The sequence below is a fragment of the Streptomyces sp. NPDC060028 genome, assembly GCF_042736725.1.
Classification (GTDB): Bacteria; Actinomycetota; Actinomycetes; order Streptomycetales; family Streptomycetaceae; genus Streptomyces.
Genome location: NZ_JBHWVJ010000003.1, coordinates 99,371 through 119,515 on the forward strand (window position 1 = coordinate 99,371; position 20,145 = coordinate 119,515).

The 20,145-nt window shown below is 72.4% G+C and carries 17 protein-coding genes and 1 pseudogene; 10 read left to right on the forward strand and 8 right to left on the reverse strand.

Annotation, left to right across the window (positions count from 1 at the left end):
- Positions 1–11 precede the first annotated feature (11 nt).
- Positions 12–164 (forward strand): hypothetical protein, encoded by a 153-nt coding sequence (locus ACFWBF_RS02735; protein ID WP_385594062.1) that lies wholly within the window; start codon positions 12–14, stop codon positions 162–164.
- A 120-nt stretch (positions 165–284) separates the two neighbouring features.
- Positions 285–1,232, forward strand: coding sequence for an aldo/keto reductase (locus ACFWBF_RS02740; RefSeq protein ID WP_385594065.1), 948 nt, complete (start codon positions 285–287; stop codon positions 1,230–1,232).
- Between the two features lie 56 nt (positions 1,233–1,288).
- Here ACFWBF_RS02740 and ACFWBF_RS02745 read toward each other — a convergent pair whose 3' ends face one another.
- Together ACFWBF_RS02745 and ACFWBF_RS02750 are read right to left on the reverse strand one after the other, a co-directional pair.
- Positions 1,289–2,152, reverse strand: coding sequence for an ABC transporter permease (locus ACFWBF_RS02745; RefSeq protein WP_385594068.1), 864 nt, complete (start codon positions 2,150–2,152; stop codon positions 1,289–1,291).
- A gap of 56 nt (positions 2,153–2,208) precedes the next feature.
- Positions 2,209–4,929 carry an alpha/beta fold hydrolase gene (locus ACFWBF_RS02750; RefSeq protein WP_385594071.1) on the reverse strand — a complete coding sequence of 907 codons (2,721 nt, stop codon included), beginning with the start codon at positions 4,927–4,929 and terminating at the stop codon, positions 2,209–2,211.
- 201 nt (positions 4,930–5,130) lie between these two features.
- On the opposite strand from ACFWBF_RS02750, the gene ACFWBF_RS02755 reads away from it, so the two are divergent.
- The gene (locus ACFWBF_RS02755; RefSeq protein ID WP_385594075.1) at positions 5,131–6,660 is read left to right on the forward strand and encodes an ATP-dependent DNA ligase; all 1,530 of its coding nucleotides are present in this window, start codon (positions 5,131–5,133) and stop codon (positions 6,658–6,660) included.
- An 18-nt stretch (positions 6,661–6,678) separates the two neighbouring features.
- Here ACFWBF_RS02755 and ACFWBF_RS02760 read toward each other — a convergent pair whose 3' ends face one another.
- On the reverse strand, positions 6,679–7,053 hold the full coding sequence (locus tag ACFWBF_RS02760) for a DUF1801 domain-containing protein (protein ID WP_385594078.1): 375 nt from the start codon (positions 7,051–7,053) through the stop codon (positions 6,679–6,681).
- A gap of 83 nt (positions 7,054–7,136) precedes the next feature.
- Here ACFWBF_RS02760 and ACFWBF_RS02765 point away from each other — a divergent pair, with 83 nt between their 5' ends.
- Genes ACFWBF_RS02765 through ACFWBF_RS02780 form a run of 4 tightly spaced genes read left to right on the forward strand, consistent with a single transcriptional unit; the run spans position 7,137 to position 9,614 of the window.
- Positions 7,137–7,766 (forward strand): helix-turn-helix domain-containing protein, encoded by a 630-nt coding sequence (locus tag ACFWBF_RS02765; RefSeq protein WP_385594081.1) that lies wholly within the window; start codon positions 7,137–7,139, stop codon positions 7,764–7,766.
- Positions 7,767–7,782: 16 nt separating this feature from the next.
- On the forward strand, positions 7,783–8,001 hold the full coding sequence (locus tag ACFWBF_RS02770; protein WP_385594084.1) for a DUF6126 family protein: 219 nt from the start codon (positions 7,783–7,785) through the stop codon (positions 7,999–8,001).
- Between the two features lie 54 nt (positions 8,002–8,055).
- Entirely contained in the window at positions 8,056–9,138 is a 1,083-nt protein-coding gene (locus ACFWBF_RS02775) for a dihydrodipicolinate reductase (protein WP_385594087.1), read from the forward strand.
- Positions 9,135–9,614: a carboxymuconolactone decarboxylase family protein gene (locus ACFWBF_RS02780; RefSeq protein WP_385594090.1), complete on the forward strand. Its 480-nt coding sequence runs from the start codon at positions 9,135–9,137 to the stop codon at positions 9,612–9,614. The genes ACFWBF_RS02775 and ACFWBF_RS02780 overlap by 4 nt, the downstream gene beginning before the upstream one ends.
- A gap of 83 nt (positions 9,615–9,697) precedes the next feature.
- Here ACFWBF_RS02780 and ACFWBF_RS02785 read toward each other — a convergent pair whose 3' ends face one another.
- The 5 genes and pseudogenes from ACFWBF_RS02785 to ACFWBF_RS02805 form a co-directional block, all read right to left on the reverse strand.
- Positions 9,698–11,350, reverse strand: a complete 1,653-nt coding sequence (locus ACFWBF_RS02785) for a GMC oxidoreductase (RefSeq protein ID WP_385594093.1) — start codon at positions 11,348–11,350, stop codon at positions 9,698–9,700.
- 91 nt (positions 11,351–11,441) lie between these two features.
- Positions 11,442–11,723, reverse strand: a complete 282-nt coding sequence (locus ACFWBF_RS02790; RefSeq protein ID WP_385594096.1) for a DUF6629 family protein — start codon at positions 11,721–11,723, stop codon at positions 11,442–11,444.
- Positions 11,724–11,781: 58 nt separating this feature from the next.
- A pseudogene (locus ACFWBF_RS02795) lies at positions 11,782–11,856 on the reverse strand (DUF6629 family protein); the annotation flags it as partial.
- A 20-nt stretch (positions 11,857–11,876) separates the two neighbouring features.
- Positions 11,877–13,016 carry an agmatine/peptidylarginine deiminase gene (locus tag ACFWBF_RS02800; protein ID WP_385594099.1) on the reverse strand — a complete coding sequence of 380 codons (1,140 nt, stop codon included), beginning with the start codon at positions 13,014–13,016 and terminating at the stop codon, positions 11,877–11,879.
- A 417-nt stretch (positions 13,017–13,433) separates the two neighbouring features.
- Positions 13,434–14,966 (reverse strand): MFS transporter, encoded by a 1,533-nt coding sequence (locus ACFWBF_RS02805; RefSeq protein ID WP_385594102.1) that lies wholly within the window; start codon positions 14,964–14,966, stop codon positions 13,434–13,436.
- Between the two features lie 159 nt (positions 14,967–15,125).
- On the opposite strand from ACFWBF_RS02805, the gene ACFWBF_RS02810 reads away from it, so the two are divergent.
- The 3 genes from ACFWBF_RS02810 to ACFWBF_RS02820 all read left to right on the forward strand — a co-directional run bounded on the left by ACFWBF_RS02810 (position 15,126) and on the right by ACFWBF_RS02820 (position 20,116).
- The gene (locus ACFWBF_RS02810; protein WP_385594104.1) at positions 15,126–18,695 is read left to right on the forward strand and encodes a S8 family serine peptidase; all 3,570 of its coding nucleotides are present in this window, start codon (positions 15,126–15,128) and stop codon (positions 18,693–18,695) included.
- Between the two features lie 114 nt (positions 18,696–18,809).
- Positions 18,810–19,547: a hypothetical protein gene (locus ACFWBF_RS02815; RefSeq protein ID WP_385594107.1), complete on the forward strand. Its 738-nt coding sequence runs from the start codon at positions 18,810–18,812 to the stop codon at positions 19,545–19,547.
- Positions 19,548–19,600: 53 nt separating this feature from the next.
- The gene (locus tag ACFWBF_RS02820; protein WP_385594110.1) at positions 19,601–20,116 is read left to right on the forward strand and encodes a protein phosphatase; all 516 of its coding nucleotides are present in this window, start codon (positions 19,601–19,603) and stop codon (positions 20,114–20,116) included.
- Positions 20,117–20,145: the final 29 nt, after the last annotated feature.

Below are 20,145 nucleotides of genomic sequence, written 5' to 3' on the forward strand. Positions count from 1 at the left end.
CTGGTCTACATGTGGTCCCGCAGCGCACCCTGTACGCTCCCGCGCCCCTCTGGCGGTCCGGCGCGAACGAGATCGTCGTACTCGAACTGGAGCGCCCCGGCACCGCACTGCCCCTGCGCGACCAGCCCGACCTCGGCCGCCCCACGGTGCTCACCCTCCAGTGACGGGCGCTCACGGCCGCCGGGCGCTCACGGCCGCCGGGCGGCATGGGCGGCGCGGCGGGGTAACTTCGCTGTGATCGTTCGTGCGTGTTCATGAGTGTCCTGAGTGGAGGAACGGAATCCATGCGCCATCTCCCCCTTGGCAGTTCAGGTCTGCAGGTGTCCGCCGTCGGACTCGGCTGCAACAACTTCGGCGGCCGCCTCGACGCCCGGGCCACCCGCGCCGTGGTCGACGCCGCCCTCGACGCGGGCATCACCCTCCTCGACACCGCCGACATCTACGGCGGAGCAGGCGGCTCCGAAACCCACCTCGGCCAGGCCCTCAAGGGCCGCCGGGACCAGGTCGTCCTCGCCACCAAGTTCGGCTTCGCCGGCATGGACATGGGCTACGGAGCCGCCGCCGGCTCCCGCGGCGGCCGCGCCTACATCCGGCGCGCCGTCGAGGAGTCCCTGCGCCGCCTGGTGACCGACCACATCGACCTCTACCAGCTGCACAGCCCCGACCCCACCGTCCCGGTCGCCGAGACCCTGGCCGCGCTCACCGAGCTCGTCGCCGAGGGCAAGATCCGTTACATCGGCCACTCCAACTTCAGCGGCTGGCAGCTCGCCGAAGCCGCCCACGTCGCCCGGGAGACCGGCTCGGTGCCCTTCGTCTCCGCGCAGAACGAGTGGTCACTGCTCCAGAGGTCGGCGGAGCGCGAGCTGGTCCCGGCCGCCCTGAACTACGGCGTCGGCGTGCTCCCGTACTTCCCGCTCGCCAACGGCCTGCTCACCGGCAAGATCCGCCGGGGCGCGCCGGTACCGGCCGGCTCCCGCCTCGAAGGCCGCGACGCGTACCTCACCGAGGAGCGCCTCGACACCGTCGAGGCGCTGGCCGTCATCGCCGAGAAGCACGGCCGCACCGTCCTGGAACTCGCCATCGGCTGGCTCTCCGCGCAGCCCGGCTGCGCCTCGGTCATCGCCGGCGCCACCTCCGCCGAGCAGGTCCGTGCCAACGCGGCCGTCGCCGACCGCCCGCTGGAGCCCGAACTGCTGGCCGAGATCGACGCCGTGGCACCGGGCGTCGCCTGACACCAGTGCCTCGGCGGACACCAGCTCCGGGTTCTCCCGCAGGACGTGACGTGCCCCTAGGACACGATGTCCTTGCGGGAGAACCCCCGGAACGCGAGGGCGAACAGCACTACCGCGTACGACACCGACACCGCCGCCCCCTTGATCATCCCGCCCCACTCCAGCTGCGGCTGCAAGGCGTCGGCCCAGGCGAACTGCCAGTGCGCCGGCAGGAACTCCCGCCACGACCCCAGCGCGGTCACCGCGTCGAGCACGTTTCCCACGATGGTCAGCCCGACCGCCCCGCCCACCGCGCCCAGCGGCGCGTCCGTACGGGTCGACAGCCAGAACGCCAGCCCGGCCGTGACCAGCTGCGACACGAAGACGAACGCGACGGCCAGCGCGAGCCGCGACACGGTGTCCCCGGCCGCCAGCGAACCGCCCGTCGGCAGCTTCAGCGGCCCCCACCCGTACGCGGCCGTGCCCGCCGCCAGCGCCACCACCGGCAGCAGCACCATCGCCGCCAGGCTGAAGCCGAGCGCGACCACCAGCTTGCTCCACAGCAGCCGCGCCCTCGGCACCGGCGAGGCCAGCAGGTAGCGCAGCGAGGACCAGCCGGCCTCGGACGCGACCGTGTCCCCGCAGAACAGCGCCACCGGCACCACCAGCAGGAACCCGGCCGACACGAACAGGCAGGTGGCGGCGAAGTTCGCGCCCGAGGCCGTCGCCGTGTCGATGAGCGTGATGCGGCCGTCGCCGCCCGGGCCGCCGCCCGGACCCCCGCCCACCGCGAACGCGATCATCAGGACGAACGGCAGCGCGGCCAGCACCCCGCCCATCACCAGCGTCCGCCGCCGGCGCCACTGCCGCAGCGCCTCCACGCGCAGTGGCAGCGTCCGGCTCGCGTGGTAGCCCGGGGCGACCTCCTGGACCGTACTCATGCCTGACGTACCCATGCCCGACGTACCCATGCCTGACGTACTCACGTCTGACGTATTCACGCCGGACCTCCGATCAGGGTGAGGAAGGCGTCCTCCAGCCGGCGGTGCGGACCGACTCCGCTCACCGGCACCTCCAGCCGTACGAGTTCCGCGATCAGCCCGGCGGCCGTCGCGCCTTCGAGCCGTACGAGCAGCCCGTCCTCGGCACACACCACCGAACCCACTCCCTCCAGCGCCGCCACCTTCTCCACGACCCCCTCGTCCACCGGCCCGGCCAGCGTCACCAGCAGGGTGTCCCCGCCTCCGGTGATCTCGGCGACCTCACCGGCCGCCACCCGCTGCCCGCGGTCCATGACCACCAGGTGCGTGCACGACTGCTCCACCTCCGACAGCAGGTGGCTGGAGACGATGACCGTCCGCCCGCCCGCCGCGTACCGGATCATCACGTCCCGCATCTCGCGGATCTGCGGCGGGTCCAGACCGTTCGTCGGCTCGTCGAGGATCAGCAGGTCCGGCATGCCGAGCATGGCCTGCGCGATGGCGAGCCGCTGCCGCATGCCCTGCGAGTACGTGCGCACCGCGCGCTCCAGCGCGTCGCCGAGCCCGGCGATCTCCAACGCCTCCGCCATGTGCGAATCCTCGGCGGGGCGGCCGGTGGCCTGCCAGTACAGCTCCAGATTGGCTCGCCCCGTCAGGTGCGGCAGGAAGCCCGCGCCCTCCACGAAGGCCCCGACCCGCGACAGCACCGGCGCCCCGGCCCGTACCGCGTGCCCGAACACCCGGATCTCCCCGGCGTCCGGAGAGATCAGACCCATCAGCATCCGCAGCGTGGTGGTCTTGCCGGCACCGTTGGGCCCGAGCAGACCGAGCACCTGGCCCTTCTCCACCCGGAAGGACAGGTCCCGCACGGCGTAGCGGTCCTGCGCCTTCGCGTAGCGCTTCGTCAGCCCGGTGATTTCCAGTGGTACGTCGGCCAGTGCGGGTTCGGGCTGCGGTTCTCCCGCCCGCACCCGCCCGCGACCCCCGCCGGTCCTCCGGACTCCCAACAGCCCCGCGGCCAGCGCCAGCGCCGCGAGCGGCAGCCCCCAGGTCCAGGCGGGCAGCCCCGCCGAGGCGGCCCGTACCCCGTCCGCGACGGGGACGGCCAGCGGGCCCTGCGCCGAGACGGTGTACGTGGCGGGCGCGGCCGGGGACGCGTACCCGAGATCGGTCGCGGCGACCACGAGCCGCAGCCGGTGCCCGGCCTCGACGGCGTGGTCGATCGCCGGGAGCCGCAGCTCGACGGTGGTGTCCTGTCCGGCGTTCTGCACCCGCACCGGGGCGACCAGCTGATTCGGCAGCACCTGCCGGCGGCCGTCGGGCCCGACGTCGTAGACCTTGCCGAACAGCACGGCCGAACCGTCCGCAGCCGTCGACCTCACCTTCAGGGTGACGGTCGGGGTCCCGGTGATCCGCAGCCCGGCGTCCAGCGGCTCCGTCTCGAACCGGGCGTTCTGCCCGGGGAAGTCCATCGAGAGCCCGGCTCCGAAGGCGGCGAGCTGTCCGCCGATGCCGGGCAGCGACGACAGCGCGGGCGGGGCCCCGCCCGCCGGATTGCCGAAGCTCTGCTCCCGGCCGGCCAGGGCGAACTCCCGCGGGTCCGACCGCAGACCCGGGTAGCTGTCGCCGCTCGCCCCGCGCAGTTTGACCTCGCCGTCGGTGGAGTCGATGCCGCCGGAGCGCGTGACGCGGAACGCCGGTCCGGTCGCCACCCCCTCGTCGTCCTTGAGGTGGCGGTCGAACCAGGCCTTGACCCGGTTCCCGACCCGGTCGGCTTCGCGCATCCCGCCGTCGTGTCCGCCGGCCGCCCAGTCCACGGAGACGGGCGCGCCGTTCGCGGCGATGGCCTTGGCCATGGCGTCGGCCTGGTCGAGCGGGAAGAGGGAGTCGTCCTGGCCCTGCACGATGAGGGTCGGGACCTTGATCTTGTCGCCGACCGCCGACGGGCTGCGCTTCTCCAGCAGGGCGCGGGCCTCGGCGTCGGGCTTGCCGGCCACCGCGACCCGCTCGTACATGGCGCACAGCTCGGGCTGGAACCGCCCGCGGCCGGGCGGGGCGAGCGGGTCGGCGGCCCCGGGGCCCGCCTGGGCCCCGGCCTGACCCGGCTGCATCATCCCGCCCGCGGAGCCGGTGGTGAAGAAGAGGCCGGCCCACAGCTTCTTGAACACGTCGTTCGGGAAGAGGGAGTCCGCGAGGTTCCAGTAGGTGATCTGCGGGGCGATGGCGTCCACGCGCGGGTCGTGTCCGGCGGCCAGCAGGGAGATGGCCCCGCCGTAGGAGCCGCCGGTCACGCCGACGCGCGGGTCGCCGTTCGCGTCGAGCCGCACCTCGGGCCGGGTCGCCAGCCAGTCGATGAGCCGGGAGACGTCCTTGACCTCGTGGTCGGGGTCGTTCAGCCCGATCCGGCCGCCGGAGCGGCCGAAGCCGCGCGCCGACCAGGTCAGGACGGCGTAGCCGTCGCGGGCCAGCCGCTCGGCCTGCGCCCGGACGTCGTCCTTGCTGCCGCCGAAGCCGTGCCCGATGAGGACGGCGGGGCGTCTCTCCCCGCCGCCGGTGGTGAAGTACGAGGTGTCGATGGCGGCACCGGGCATGTCGAGCACCTGGTCCTGACGGTGCACGGACGCGGAGTCACCGGCCGCGGCGGTGGCCGTCAGCGTGCCGGCCCCCGCGACGACGGCGAGAGCGGCCGCGCCCGCGAGCAGGCGGCTTCGGCGGCGCCGGGGCAGTCGGAGCTTCATACGGGAACCCTAAACGCCCGGCCCCCGCCGATCGCGCTCCCGAAGGCTGAACTCCGGACCTTCTCGAGGAGTACGCCGCGGCCCGCGCATACCGCGCCTGCGGTACACCCGCCCGCGGCACAGGGTGGGCGGAGCGCCCGGCCCGACCTGCGCGCGCCGCCCGACCTGGCGCGAGCCGCCGACCGGCGGGAGGATGGCCGCATGCTGCTGGCCGAGGTCGCGTGCGTGTCCCGGGAGGTCGCCGAAACCTCCGCCCGGTCCCGCAAGAGCGCCCTGCTCGCGGAGCTCTTCGCCGCCGCCCCCGCGGACGAGGCCGCGCTGGTGATCTCGTACCTCGCCGGGCGGCTCCCGCAGGGCCGCCCGGGAATCGGCTGGCGCGCGCTGGCCAGGGAGAGCGAACCCGCGGCCGAGCCCACCCTGACCGTGGCCGCCGTCGACGCGGCGGTGACCGAGTTCGCCGCCGTCGCGGGCGCGGGCGCGCAGGCCGAGCGGCGCCGGATCCTGGACGGCCTGCTCGGCGCGGCCACCGAAGCCGAGCAGCGGTTCCTGCGCAGCCTGCTCTCCGGGGAGGTGCGCCAGGGCGCCCTCGACGCGGTGGCGCTGGAGGGCGTGGCCGCCGCTGCCGGGGTGCCGGCCGCGGAGCTGCGCCGGGCCGTGATGCTCGACGGCTCGCTGCCCCGGGTCGCCGCCGCCGTCCTCGCCGACGGGGCGGGGGCGCTGCGCGACGTCACCCTGCGCGTCGGGCAGCCCGTACAGCCCATGCTGGCGAACACCGCCAAGTCGGTGGCGGAGGCCCTGGCGGCGCTCGGGCCCTGCGCGGTGGAGGAGAAGCTCGACGGGATCCGCGTACAGGTCCACCGCGAGGGGGACGACGTACGGCTGTACACGCGCTCCCTGGACGAGATCACCGACCGGCTGCCGGAGGTGGCCGAGCTGGCCCGGTCGCTGCCGGGGGAGCGGTTCATCCTCGACGCCGAGGTGATCGGTCACTCGCCGGACGGCCGACCGGTGCCCTTCCAGGAGCTAGCGAGCCGGGTCGGCTCGCGCGTCGACGTCGCCGCCGCCCGGCAGACCCTCCCCGTCGTCCCCTATTTCTTCGACGTGCTGGCCGAGGGCGACAGGGTGCTCCTCGACCTGCCCGTCCGCGAGCGGTACGCGGCCCTGGCCGCGCTCGTGCCCGAGACCCACCGCGTCCGGCGGCTGATCGTCGAGGATCCGCAGGGGCAGGCGGGAGAGGCCGAGGAGTTCTGGACGCAGACCCTGCGCCGCGGCCACGAAGGCGTGATGGTCAAGGGGCTCGACTCTGCCTATGCGGCCGGGAGGCGCGGCAAACACTGGCTCAAGGTGAAACCGGTCCGCACCCTCGACCTGGTGGTCCTCGCCGTCGAGTGGGGGCACGGGCGGCGCACCGGGCTGCTGTCGAACCTGCACCTGGGCGCGCGGGCCGCCGACGGCTCGTACGCCATGCTCGGCAAGACCTTCAAGGGGCTCACCGACGAGATGCTGCGCTGGCAGACCGCCCGGCTGGGCGAGCTGGCGACCTCGGACGACGGGTTCACCGTGCGGGTCAGGCCGGAGCTGGTCGTGGAGATCGCCTACGACGGCCTGCAGCGCTCGCCGCGCTATCCGGCCGGGGTCGCGCTGCGGTTCGCGCGGGTGCTGCGCCACCGCCCGGACAAGAGCGCGGACCAGGCGGACACGGTGGAGACGGTGCTGGCGGACGGGGCCTGAGGCTCCGCCTCCGCGACGTCAGCAGACCGTGCCCGGCCGGGCCGCGGTGGCCCGCAGGAGGTCCCGCAGAAGGCCGAAGTCGATGGCCCCGGGCTTGCGAAACCGCAGGCACCCCTTGCCCATGTCCTGTCCTGCCAGGCGTTCCGCGAAGGCCTCGCGCACGTCGCTGCGCATCAGGTAGAAGGAGATGTACTGCTTCTGGGAGGCGAAGGCGATCTCGGCGGCGCCGTCGCGCCGGTACACGGGCATTCCGTAGGCCATGACCTCCTCGAAGCCCGCCAGCTCCGCGCGGCACAGGTCGCGCAACCGGGTCAGGGCCTGTTCGCGGCCCTTGGACGCCTCAGCCGCCTCGGCCAGATAGCCGGTCACGTCGTTCGCCTCGCTCCGCACCATTCCACGAGGCTACCCGGAAGCCGTGATTTGCCTCAGAGGCAAGATGGTTTGCCAGGCAGGCAAGAATCTGGCTCAATCGGGGCATGACAACCGGTCCTGCCCCCGGCCCCGACGAAGCGACGGGAGAACTCCCCGCCGTCGCCCCGCAGCTTCGCGAGCTGCGCCGCCGCGCCGGGCTCACCCTGGAGGCCGCCGCCACGCGGGCCCAGCTCTCGCCGGCCCACCTGTCGCGGTTGGAGACCGGACAGCGGATGCCGTCCCTGCCGCTGCTGCTCGGGCTGGCCCGCACCTACGGCACGACGGTCTCGGAGCTGCTCGGGGAGACCCCGGCCGTGGCCGATCCCATCGTACGGGGCGGTGGCCCGGGGGCCCGCGAGTCGGACGGCTGGACCTACTGGCCGGCCGGCGGCTCCGGCCGCGGGATGCAGGCACTGCGCGTGCACGTGCCGCAGAGCCGGGGCGCGGGCGAGCTGGTCCGCGTACATCCCGGTGAGGAGTGGCTGTACGTGCTGCAGGGACGGCTGCGGCTGCACCTGGGGGAGACCGAGCACCTGCTGGAGCCGGGGGACAGCGCGCACTTCGACTCGCTCACCCCGCACCGGATCGGCGCGGCCACCGCCGCCGGGGCCGACCTGCTGTTCGTCCACACCCTGCTCCAGAGCAGCCTCGCCGGGCTGTGCCTGGGCGGCGGGGCAACCGCGCACCACCGATAGCCGAGGAGACGTACCCATGTCCCAGTCAGAGACGCTGCGTTCCGGGGCAGAGCCGACCGAGCCGACCGAGCCGACCGAACCGACCGCCCCGGCCGTCGCGCCGACCGGATCGCGGCGGATGGAGTCGAAGTTCCCCCGCGGTCTCGTCATCAGGCTGATCGCCTACTTGTTCGTGGGCCACCTCTTCGCCTTCTTCGTCTACCTCCTCTTCGTCCTGGGCGCCCGCAACCAGTGATGACGGGGGTCCGCGACTCTGGAAACCTGCAGGTCCTGTCGCTACCCTCCGCGCATGATTTCCACGGTTGTCTGGGGTACCGGCAACGTCGGCCGTTTGGCCATCCGTGCCGTAGAGGCCCATCCGGCGCTGAAATTGGCTGCCGTCATCGTCCACAATCCCGACAAGGTCGGCCGCGACGCCGGCGAACTCGGCGACCTCGACCACGTGGTCGGGGTCGCGGCCACGGACGACGTGGAGGCGGTCCTCGCCGCTCGTCCGCAGGCGGTCGTCTACGCGGCCTCCGGCGACATCCGCCCCGACGACGCCCTCGCCGACATCACCCGGGCCATCAGGGCCGGGGCGGTCGTCGTCAGCCCCGCGCTGTACCCGCTCTACGACCACCGCAACGCCCCGCCGGAGTTCCGCGATCCGGTGACCCTGGCCGTCGCGGAGGGCGGCGGCTCGCTCTTCGCCTCCGGAGTGGACCCGGGCTGGGGCAACGACGTGCTCCCGCTCCTGCTCAGCGGACTCGGGACCCGGATTGACGTCATCCGCTGCCAGGAGATCTTCGACTACTCCACCTACGACCAGCCGGACTCGGTCCGGCTCCTCGTGGGCATGGGCCAGCCCATGGACTTCGAGCCGATGATGCTCATGCCGTCCATCCCGACCATGGTGTGGGGCGGGCAGATACGGATGATGGCCCGCGCCCTGGGGGTCGAGCTGGACGACATCCTGGAGACGGTCGACCGCCGGGCCCTCGATGCCGCCGTGACCACCCGCACGATGGGCGAGTTCGAGGCCGGGACCCAGGGCGCCATCCGCTTCGAGGTGCAGGGCATCGTCGAGGGCAAGCCCCGCATCGTCATCGAGCACGTCACCCGCATCCACCCCTCCTGTGCCCCCGACTGGCCTTCGCCGCCCGACGGAGGCGACGGCGCGCACCGGGTGGTCATCGAGGGCCGCCCGCGCATCGAGGTCACCATCGAGGCGACCGACGAAGGAGAGAACCGCTCCGCGGGCGGGAACGCCACCGCGGTCGGCCGGCTGGTCGGCGCGATCGACTGGCTGGTGGATGCCGAACCGGGACTCTACGACGCCCTGGACATCCCCCTGCGCCCCGCCATCGGCAAACTCGGAAGGAAACAGCCGTGAACATCGACATTCCCGAAGGTCAGCACCCGATCGAATACGTGTGGGGCGACATGGTCCCCGGCATCGGGATGGCCGCTGCCAACTTCTCCCTGTCGGTGTACGCCCACACCACCCTGGGGCTGCGCGAGTTCGAGGCCGCGCGGCTGCGGGTCGCGCAGATCAACGGGTGCATCTTCTGCCTGGACTGGCGTACCGACCGGGACGGGGAGAAGGTCGAGGAGGAGTTCTCCGATGCTGTCACCGACTGGCGCACCACGGACCGCTTCGACGACCGCACCCGGCTGGCGGCGGAGTACGCGGAGCGGTACACGCTGGACCACCACGGGCTCGACGACGAGTTCTGGGACCGGATGACGGCGCACTACAGCCAGTTGGAGATCGTGGAGCTGACGATGAGCATCGGCTCCTGGCTGGCCTTCGGCCGGCTGAACCACGTGCTCGGCCTCGACAGCGTGTGCATGCTGCCGGGCCACTGAGGTGGGTCCGGGGCCGGTCGGCGAATCCGACGGCCCCGGGTTCTCGTACTTCTGCGGTCGCGCGGTCCGCACCGGCCACAGCACTAGAGGTCGGTGGCGATGATCTTCTCGATGTTGCGCTCCGCGAGTGCGGTGATGGTGACGAACGGGTTGACGCTGGTGTTGCCGGGGATCAGCGCGCCGTCGATCACGTACAGGCCGGTGTAGCCGTGCAGACGGCCGTAGTTGTCGGTGGCCTTGCCCAGGACCGCGCCGCCGAGGGGGTGGTAGGTGAGGTGGTCGCCCCAGATCTTGTTGGTGCCGAAGAGGTCGGTCCGGTAGATCGTCCCCTCCTTCGAGTTGATCTTGTCGAAGATGGTCTTGGCCATGTCGATGGACGGCTGCTTCCACGCCGTCTGCCAGTCCAGGTCGACCTTGTTCGCGGCGGCGTTCCAGGAGAACCGGGCGCGGTTCGGGTTCTTGGTGATGGACAGGTAGAAGGAGGCGTACGTCTCGATGCCGGTCGGCAATGGCGCGACCTCGGCGAAGGCGCCGCCCGCGTCCCAGTTGTCGATGCCACCGCAGGGGATGGAGGCCTGGACCTTGCCGGTGGCGTCCCACATGTGGTTGGCGCGGCCGCACATGACGTTGCCGTTGTCTCCCCAGCCCTTGCCGATCTCCTCGTTCAGGTCGGGCAGTGCCCCGGTCGCCTTCAGCCTGACCAGCAGCTTGCTGGTGCCGACGCTGCCGGCCGCGAAGAAGACCCGGTCGGAGGTCACGCTCTTGGTGGCCGTGACGCTGCCGTCGGTGTTCAGCTGCTCGATGGAGACCGTGTAGCCGCCGCCGGAGGCGGGGGAGACCGAGGTGACCCGGTGCAGGGGGGAGATGGTGACCTTGCCCGTGGCCTTGGCGGCCGCGATGTAGGTCTGCTGGAGCGACTTCTTGCCGTGGTTGTTGCCGTAGAGGATTTCCCCGTCCACCGCGGACTTGGGAACGGTGCCGGCCACCTCGGCCTTCATGTAGTCCCAGTCGTACACGTCGGGCACGAAGACGAAGGGGAAGCCGGAGCGCTGGGCGTGCTTGCGGCCGACGCGGGCGAACTGGTAGCAGTCGACGGTCTCGAACCAGTTCGGGTCGACGAGGCCCACTCCGAGCCCGGCGTTGGCCCGCGGGTAGTAGGTGTTGTACATCTCGTCCACGTCCACCGTGGGCAGGATGGCGCCGAAGTTCTGCCGCTTGGGGGTGACGGCCATGCCGCCGTTGACGAGCGAACCGCCGCCGACGCCGCGGCCCTGGTAGACGACGATGCCGCCCATTTCCTCGGCGTCCAGGATGCCCGTGTATTTGGGAACGTCCTTGTCGATCGGGAATCCGAGGAAGTTGCTGAGCGGCGCCTTCGTCCTGGTGCGCAGCCAGTAGGACCGGTAGTCCGGCTTGGTGGTGTTGGCGAAGATCTTGCCGTCGGTGCCCGGGGTGTCCCAGGCCATGCCCATCTCGATCATGTGCACATTGACGCCCGCCTGCGCGAGGCGCAGGGCGGCGACGGAACCTCCGTACCCGGTGCCGATCACCAGGACCGGCACGTGGGCGCCGTTGTCGATCGCACCTGCGGCGGCCACGGCTGCTTGCGCCTGCGCCTGCGTCGGAGCGATCTGACCCGCGAGGGCCACGGCCCCGACAATAGAACTCGTTCTAGCTATGAATCCGCGGCGCGAAATGCCGTTGGAGCCGTTTCGGTGCAGGGGTTTGTCACTCATGTGACGTTCCTCACTCTCGGCGGAATGAGAACGAGTTCTACTGCCGAGTGCGTGTGAAGTCACTACATACGTCTAGGTAACTTTTGGCCGATCACGTAGCAGGAGAGGCCGCTTCCGGGCGCCCTGTCCACCCCAGGACCAGCAGCGAAGCGACCGCCGCGAAGGTGCACCAGGTGGAGGCGAATTCCAGCCTCCACATCGCTGAGCAGGCCAGGGCCCCGACGGCCGGCACCCGGCCGAGTGCCCGCAGGCGCCGGTCGGCGGAGATCAGTAGTGCGCCGAGAGTGGCGAACAAATAGCCCGCAAGAACCAGCGGTGTCCACGGAATATTCACACCGTAGCCAACAATGTGGCCGCGGATCTCGGCGCTCACGGTGCGCGCCGAGCAGCAGGGGAAGCGCGGCGACGGGCAGGTCACGGACCCGTCGCACGCGCATGACGCACACGACCCCGACGGCGGTGATGACCGTAGCCGCCGTCAGATCGGCCGTGGCGCTCCAGCACATGGCGCCACCTCACCCCACGGTCACTGCGCGGTCGGCTGCTGCATGGTCGAGCAGTGGATGCCCCCGCCGCCGCCCATCAGGCGGTCCACGTCGAGCTGGACCACGGTGCGGCCCGGGAAGGCGGCCGCCAGTGCCTGCTTCGCCCCCGCGTCCTTGGCCTGGTCGCCGAACTGCGAGGTGATGACCGCCCCGTTGACCAGGTGGAAATTCAGGTAGGAGTCGACGAAGTCGGGGTTGTCCGAGCGCAGGGTGTCGGGACCGGCCACCGTGAGGACCTGGAGCCGGCGGCCCTTGGCGTCGGTGGCGGCGGACAGGATCGCGAGCTGCTCCCGGGCGTCCTTGGCCCAGATGTCGGTGCGGCCGGCGGGCGGTACCTGCACCATCACCACGCCGGGGCGGACGAACCGGGAGGTGACGTCGATGTGGTCGTCCGTGATGTCCTGGCCCTTGAGCCCCGGGGCCCAGATCATCTTGTCCGCGCCGTAGGCGGCGAGCACCTTGGCTTCCACCTGGGCGCGGCTGAGTCCCGGGTTGCGGTTCTTGTTGACCAGGCTGCTCTCGGTGGCCATCAGGGTGCCGTCGCCGTCGGTCTCCACCGCGCCGCCCTCGCCGGTGAAGGTGGCGGAGGTGAACGGCAACGACTCGCGCGCGGCGAGCAGCTGCGCCACCTTGGCATCCTTGCGGTGGGTCTGCTTGTTGCCCCAGCCGTTGAAGTTGAGGCCGATCGCGTCGGCGGCGCCCGCGCCGTCGCGGCGGAAGACCGCGCCCGTGTCCCGCATCCAGAGGTCGTCCACCGGGATGGTGGAGATGACGGTGACGGTGGACCCGCACCGGGCCCGGGCGGTGGCGGCCGCGCTCTCGTCGGCCGCGCACATCAGCACAGGCTCGTAGCGGGCGACGGTCTTGGCGATCAGGGCGATGTCCTGCTGCACCCCCGCCAGGTCGGGGCCCCAGATCGAGCGGTTGGACGGCCAGGCCATCCAGGTGCGCAGGTGCGGTACGTCGTCGAGCGGCACGGTCATCCGCCGGGCGGCCGCCGTCGCCGGCCCGTCCGGCGAGGCCGGCCCGGCCTGCGCAGGCTGTGTGGCGAGGGTCCCCAGGGCGAGGCCGGCGGCTCCGGCGCCCGCCGAGCGCAGCACGGTTCTGCGGCTTGGGTTCATGTGAACCTCCGAAGGAAGGGTGGGTGAGCGGTACCGGCACTGTGGCATTGACTGAATTTTCAGTCAAGATTTCCCTCCGTCTTCCTCACCGTAGATCTCGTGATAGAGGTCCGCGATGCCACCGCGTCCCCGCTCGGTCTCGGTCTCGATCTCGGCGCGCGGGTGTCCTTGAAGTGGACGTTCTCGATGCCGCGCTCGCACCGAGGTCAGGGTCATGGTGCGGCGGTTCTTGCCGCCGATGGTGACGTCGAGCGGGGCGTGCCGCCGCCGGCCGGGGCGTCGGGGAGGCTGTAGCGCACGGTGACGGCGTCGGCCACGACGGGCACTGCGGCTCCTTCGACTTCCCGGCGACGGGCTCGGAGTTCATGCTTCTCGACCACGGAGGCAACGACGGCGGCGGAACCCCCGGGGCGGATCTCACCGCTCCGCGGCCCGCTGGGGTTCGAGCGGCGGAGCCGTGACCGCGCACTGCGTACGGCACTGCGGGTGCGGGGCCCCGGGCGCGGGGGTGCGTACGGTGGCCCAGGCGAGCGCGGCGCCGACCACCAGCATGCCCGCGCACCAGAGCATGGCCCGCCCGAAGGCGGTGTCGAACAGGTCCGCCGAGAGGTACGCGTCCGGGCCCATCCCGGACAGCAGCGGCAGGGCCGCCACCGCGAGCAGCCCGGCGGCCCGGGCGGCGGCGTTGTTGATGCCGCTGGCCAGGCCGGCCCGCCCGGGGTCCACCGAGGCGAGCACGGTAGCCGTCAGCGGAGCCACCAGGGTCACCATGCCCATCCCCATCACGACCAGCGCGGGCAGCACGTCCCGCAGGTACGAGGCGCCCGGCCCCACGCGCAGCATCAGCAGCATTCCGGCCGCGCACAGCAGCGGTCCGACGGTGAGGGGGATGCGCGGCCCGATCCGCTCCCCGAGCTCCCCCGACCGGGCCGACAGCAGCAGCATCAGGGCGGTGGTCGGCAGCAGCGCGGCCCCGGCGGCCAGCGCCGAGTATCCGCAGACCACCTGCAACTGCAGCACGACGAGGAAGAAGAAGCCGCCGAAGGCCGCGTACACGCACAGGGTGACCAGATTGACGGCCGTGAACTGCCGGGAGGCGAAGATGTCCGGCGGCACCATCGGATCGGCCCGGTGCCGCTGCACGTACACGAATGCGGCACCCAGCAGGACGCCGCCCACGGCCGCCACCGCCACCAGCGCGGCCCCGGAGCGAGCCTCGATCAGCGCATAGGTCAGCAGCGCCAGCGAGGCCGCGCCCAGCACGGCGCCGAGCACGTCGAACCGGCCGTGCGCATGCGGATCCCGCGACTCCGGTACGTGCCGCAGCGCGACCGGCACACACAGCGCGGCCACCGGTACGTTCAGCAGGAACACCCAGCGCCAGCCGGGCCCGTCCACCAGCCAGCCGCCCAGGAACGGCCCCACGGCCGCGCCGACCCCGCCGAGCCCGGACCACAGGCCCACCGCACGGCCCCGGTCGTCGGGGTGGATCGAGCCCTGGATCAGCGCCAGCGAGCCGGGCGTCAGCATCGCGCCGCCGATGCCCTGAAGGGCGCGGGAGGCCACCAGTACCCCGGCGTTCGGGGCGATTCCGCACAGCAGCGAGCCCACCGCGAACCACACCGCACCGAGTACGAAGATCCGGCGCCGCCCGAACCGGTCGCCCAGCGCCCCGCCGACCAGGATCAGCCCGGCCAGGGTCAGCAAGTACGCGTTGACCGTCCATTGCAGGACGGCCAGATCGGCGCCGAGGTCCCGCCCGATCCGGGGAAGGGCCACGTTGACCACGGTCGAGTCGAGCAGCGCCATGCTCGACCCGAGCACGGTGGTCAGCACGATCCAGCGGCCCTGCGCGGTACCGAGCCGCACGTCGGGGGTGGACGCGGGCTTGCCGGGGGTGGACGCGGGCTCGTCGGGGGTTGACGCGGGCTCGCCGGGTGACGCGGTCATGCCTCCAGGCTGGGGTGCGCGGCCGGGAAGGGCCACCGGACGGGGGCGTGGCTCATGAGGCCCTCTTGTAATGGCCATGACTACTCCTTCACCATGACCCGCGCACGTCACGCACTCCCTTCCCGCACAACCTGCACACGGCGTACGAGGAGACCACACGTGGCACAACGCAACAGACGACGATCCTTACGCACGGCGCTCGCCGCGCTCACCTCGCTCCTGCTCCTGCCCCTCGGCGCGGGCATCGCCGCGGCGGCGCCGGAACCGGGCCCGACCCCCGGCGCGGCCGCCGCGCGCAAGATCGAGCCCAAGCTCCGCGCCCAGCTCGACGACTCCGCCAAAGCCGTCTTCTGGGTCTACCTCGACAGCGCCGCCGACCTCGGCTCCGCGGAGAGGCAGCAGACCCGCGCGGCGAAGGCCGAGACGGTGCTGCGGCTCAAGAAGGACCACGCCGCACGCACCCAGGCCGAGGTGATCAAGGCCCTGGACGGTGCGAAGGCCGAGTACACCTCGTACTGGATCGTCAACGCGGTGCGCGTCGTCGGCAGCGAGAAGCTCGCCGGGACCCTCGCCCAGCGCCCCGAGGTCTCCCGGATCGACGCCGACGACAAGGTCACCCTCCCCAAGCCCGCCGAGGGCCGGCGCGAGCAGGTCGGCGCCGACGCGGTCGAGTGGAACATCGACCGGATCAAGGCCCCGCAGGTGTGGGACCAGCTCGGGGTGCGCGGCGAGGGCATCGTCGTCGCCAACATCGACAGCGGCGTGGACTACACGCACCCGGCCGTCAACAACCAGTACCGCGGCAAGAACGCGGACGGGTCGTACGACCACAACTACAACTGGTTCGACCCCGGCGGCGTCTGCCCCACCGCGGCGCCCTGCGACAACAACGACCACGGAACCCACACGATGGGCACCATGGTCGGTGACGACGGCGGGGCCAACAAGACCGGCGTCGCCCCGGGGGCCAAGTGGATCGCGGCCAAGGGCTGCGAGACCGGCTCCTGCTCCGAGGCCTCGCTGCTCGCCTCCGGCCAGTGGATCGTCGCCCCGACCGACCTGAACGGCCAGAACCCGCGTCCCGACCTCGCCCCGCACGTCGTGAACAACTCGTGGGGCAGCGCGGCGCACGACGACTGGTACCAGCAGATCGTCGACGCCTGGCGCGCGGCCGGCATCTTCCCGGCCTTCTCGAACGGCAACTCCGGCCCGAGCTGCGCGACCAGCGGTTCGCCCGGCGACTACGCGAGCTCCTACAGCTCCGGCGCCTTCGACGTCAACGGCGCCATCGCCTCCTTCTCCTCGCGCGGAGCCGGCCCCGGCGGCATCGTCAAGCCGAACATCGCGGCCCCCGGCGTGAACGTGCGCTCCTCCGTCCCGGGCGGCGGGTACGAGTCCTTCTCCGGCACCTCCATGGCCTCGCCGCACACCGCGGCGACCGTGGCGCTGCTCTGGTCCGCCGCCCCCGCCCTCGAGGGGGACATCGCGCAGACCGAGGCGCTGCTCGACGGCACCGCGCAGGACACCGACAGCAGCCAGTGCGGCGGCACCGCCGCCGACAACAACGTCTTCGGCGAGGGCAAGCTCGACGCGCTGGCCGCCGTGACGGGCGCCCCGCGCGGCGCGATCGGCGCCCTCGGCGGCACCGTCCGTTCCGGCTCCGGCGACCCCGTCGCCGGCGTCAAGATCACCGCGGACGGCCCGATCGACCGTACGACGACCACCGCGGCCGACGGCACGTACAGCTTCCGCTCCCTGTCGGTGGGCGCGTACGCCCTGACCGCGTCGAAGTTCGGCTTCGGGCAGCAGACCGCAACGGCCACGGTGACCGAGAACGCCACCGCCACGGGTGACTTCACCCTCGCCCAGGCGGCCTCCGGCAAGCTGACCGGCACGGTCTCCTCGGCCGCAGGACCCGCCGCGGGCGCCGCCGTCACCATCGCGGACACCCCGGTGACCGCGACCGCCGACGCGCAGGGCCGCTTCGAGGTCACGCTGCCGTACGGCACGTACGACGTGAACGCCACCCACTCCTCGCGCTGCCTCACCGGTGGCACGGCCAAGGTCACCGTCGCCGGGGACACCACCGTCGCGGTGAACCTGCCCGAGCGCACGGACGGCTACGGCTACGCCTGCGCCGCCGCGGGCGACCGCCCGTACCCGGCGGGGGACCGGCAGCTCGCCCTGACCGGTGACAACACCACCGAGCGCGTCGAGCTGCCCTTCCCGCTGCCGCTGTACGGCAAGACGTACGGCCAGGCGTGGATCGGCACGAACGGCACGGTCAGCTTCGGCGGCAACAACACCGGTGACATCAACGGGGACATCCCGAGCGCCGGTACGCCGAACGCGGCCCTCTACCCCTTCTGGGACGATCTCGTCGTCGGCGCGGCCGGCAGCGGCTCGGGCGTCTTCACGGCGGTCACCGGCACCGCGCCGCACCGCAGCTACGTGATCGAGTGGCGCGAGGTCGCCCACTGGTCCGCGCAGAACGACAAGTTCTCCTTCTCGGCGGCCATCGGCGAGGACGGCACCGTGACGTACTCCTACAAGGGGACGGGCGGCACCGGCATCAAGGGCGGCTCCACGGCCACCGTGGGCGTCGAGAACGCGACCGGCAGCGACGCCTTCAAGTACTCCTTCAACACCGCGGTCATCACGGACGGCCTGTCCGTCGCCTTCCGGACCACCAAGAGCGGTGTCGTCGCCGGACGCGTCCTCGACGCGAACGACGGCAAGGGCGTCGCGGGCGCCACGGTCACAGTCGGCGCCGGCGACACGGCGGTGTCCGCGACCACGGCCGCGGACGGCGGCTACGTCGTCCAGAGCCCGTCGGGCTCGCGGGCGGTGGCCCTGTCGGCGCCCTCGTACGAGTCCGCCACCGCGACCGTCGACATCAAGCCGGCCGACGTCACGGCGGTGACGCAGTCCCTGCGCACCGGCAAGGTCACGGCCTCCAAGCCCGCCGTGGAGGCGGTCCTCCCGCCGAACCAGAAGCGGACCCGGACCCTGGAACTCACCAACCCCGGGCTGGGCACGGACTTCACGGTGACCGAGGACGCGGCCTGGCTGACGGCCACGCCCGGCAGCGGGAACCTCCCGACGGGCGGCAAGTCCCCGATCACCCTCACGGTGGACACCGCGGGCCTCACCCCGGGGACGGTACTGACGGCCGATCTGAAGATCGCGTCCGCGAGCGGCCGCTCGCCGGTGCTCAGCGTCCCGGTCAAGGTCGTCGTCCCGCGCTACCAGGTCGCCCTGGACGCGGGCTCCGACTACGCGGGCACGGACGTGCTCGGGGACGGCTGGTCCCCTGACCGCAAGTACACGGCCGGCTCGTACGGCTACCAGGGCAGCAGCTCGGTCCAGTCCACCGGCCGCACGATCGCGGGCACGGACGACCAGCGGCTGTTCCGCAACGCCCGCGAGGGCATGTACGAGTACCGCTTCGACAACGTCCCGAACGGGACCTACACGGTGGAGCTGGGCTTCGCGGAGCTCTCCTCCACCAAGCCGAACAAGCGTGTCTTCGACGTCCTGGCGGAGGGTGCGCAGGTCCTGCCCTCCCTGGACATCTCCCTGGAGGCGGGCCCGTACACGGCCGTGAACCGTACGTACACGGTGACGGTCACGGACGGGGTGCTCAACATCCGCTTCGTCACCCACAGCGGCTTCGGCAAGCCCTTGCTGAACACCCTGCGCGTGACGGACCGCCCCGACAAGAGCTAGCCGGACGTCACCCCGCTCCACTCGGATTGTCGTACCGGCAATCGGGTGGCGCGGGGTGACTACGCCGTGCGACGCGCGGCGGACGGCGCACGGAGCGTCGTAGCGTGGCTGAACATGACGCTCCAGAGCGACGACCGGACCGACCCCATCCACGCACTCGTACGGTCCACCGACCCCGGCGCCGCCTGGGCGGTCGGCGGCCCCGACGGGGTGCACGCGTCCTCCGAAGGCGCCGACGCCCCACCCGACCGCACGTACGAGGTGGGCGGGCTCGCGGCCGTGCTGGCGCTGTGGCCCGTCATCGGGACCCTGGTCGAGGCGGGGGAACTGAGCCTGCACACCCCGCTGTCCGCCTACGGCGACGGCCTCGCCGAAGCCGCCCCCGCCGGGACCACCGCCCACCACCTGCTCACCCGGGACACGGCGGCGCCACCGGGCACGCTCACCCGCCTCGCGGAACACCTCACCGGCAGCCCGCTCGCCCAGTGCGCCGCCGACCGGATCTGGACCCCGCTCGGCATGACCCGGACCCGCTTCGCCGCCGACGGCACCCTGCACGCGCCCCTCGCCGACCTCGTCCGCTTCGCGCACCACCTGCTCTCCCCGGCGGAGCGCCCCATCACCCGCTCCTGGACCGCCGACTCGCTGCGCATCCGCACCGGCGAGCTCACCCCCGCCCGCGGCCTCCTCTGGCACCCGGCCCCGCACGGCGCCTGGTCCCACGGCGACACCCCGGCCCTGTGGATCGCCCCCCGCCACCACCGCTGGGCCCTCCTCCTCCCCACCCGCCCCCCCGGCCCGCTCCGCAAGACCTTCCGCGACGCGGCGCTCTTCGCGACTGCCTATCCTTGAGCCCCAGTTGACGTGTCGAGGCGTCGGCGCGACCAGGGGAGCCGTGGCTCCGAATGAGGAAGACGCGCCGGCGGGACCGCGACGTACCCGGCCCGCAAAGTCCCTGGGACGAGATCGCCCCCGGGCTCTGGATGGGCGGCCACTACTGGACCGATGCCGCCGGCGAGCTGCGCCCCGTCGTGGTCGAGGACGAGTTCGACCTCGTCATCAGCCTCTTCACCCGCTCCGGTCACGGGCCCGGCCCGCGTGCGGAGCACGTCGTCGGTGAAGTGCCCGACGCCGCGCTCACGGCCGATCAGCTCCGTACGGTCCAGCGGCTCGCCCGGGCCGCCTCGCTCGGCCTCGACTCCGGGCTCGTCATCCTGGTGCGCTGCCATTCCGGGTACAACCGGTCCGGGCTCGTCGTCGCCCAGTGCCTCGTCGAGCGTGGACTCCCGGCCGCCGAGGCGATCGCGCTCGTGCGCCGCCGGCGCTCCCCGTGGGCCCTGCACAACGAGACCTTCGCCGCTTATCTCGCCGCCGGACTGGACACGGCCGCCCTGCTCGCGGAGCTCGACCCCCTGCCGTAGTCCTCGGGGCGCGCGCCCCGCGGGAGCGA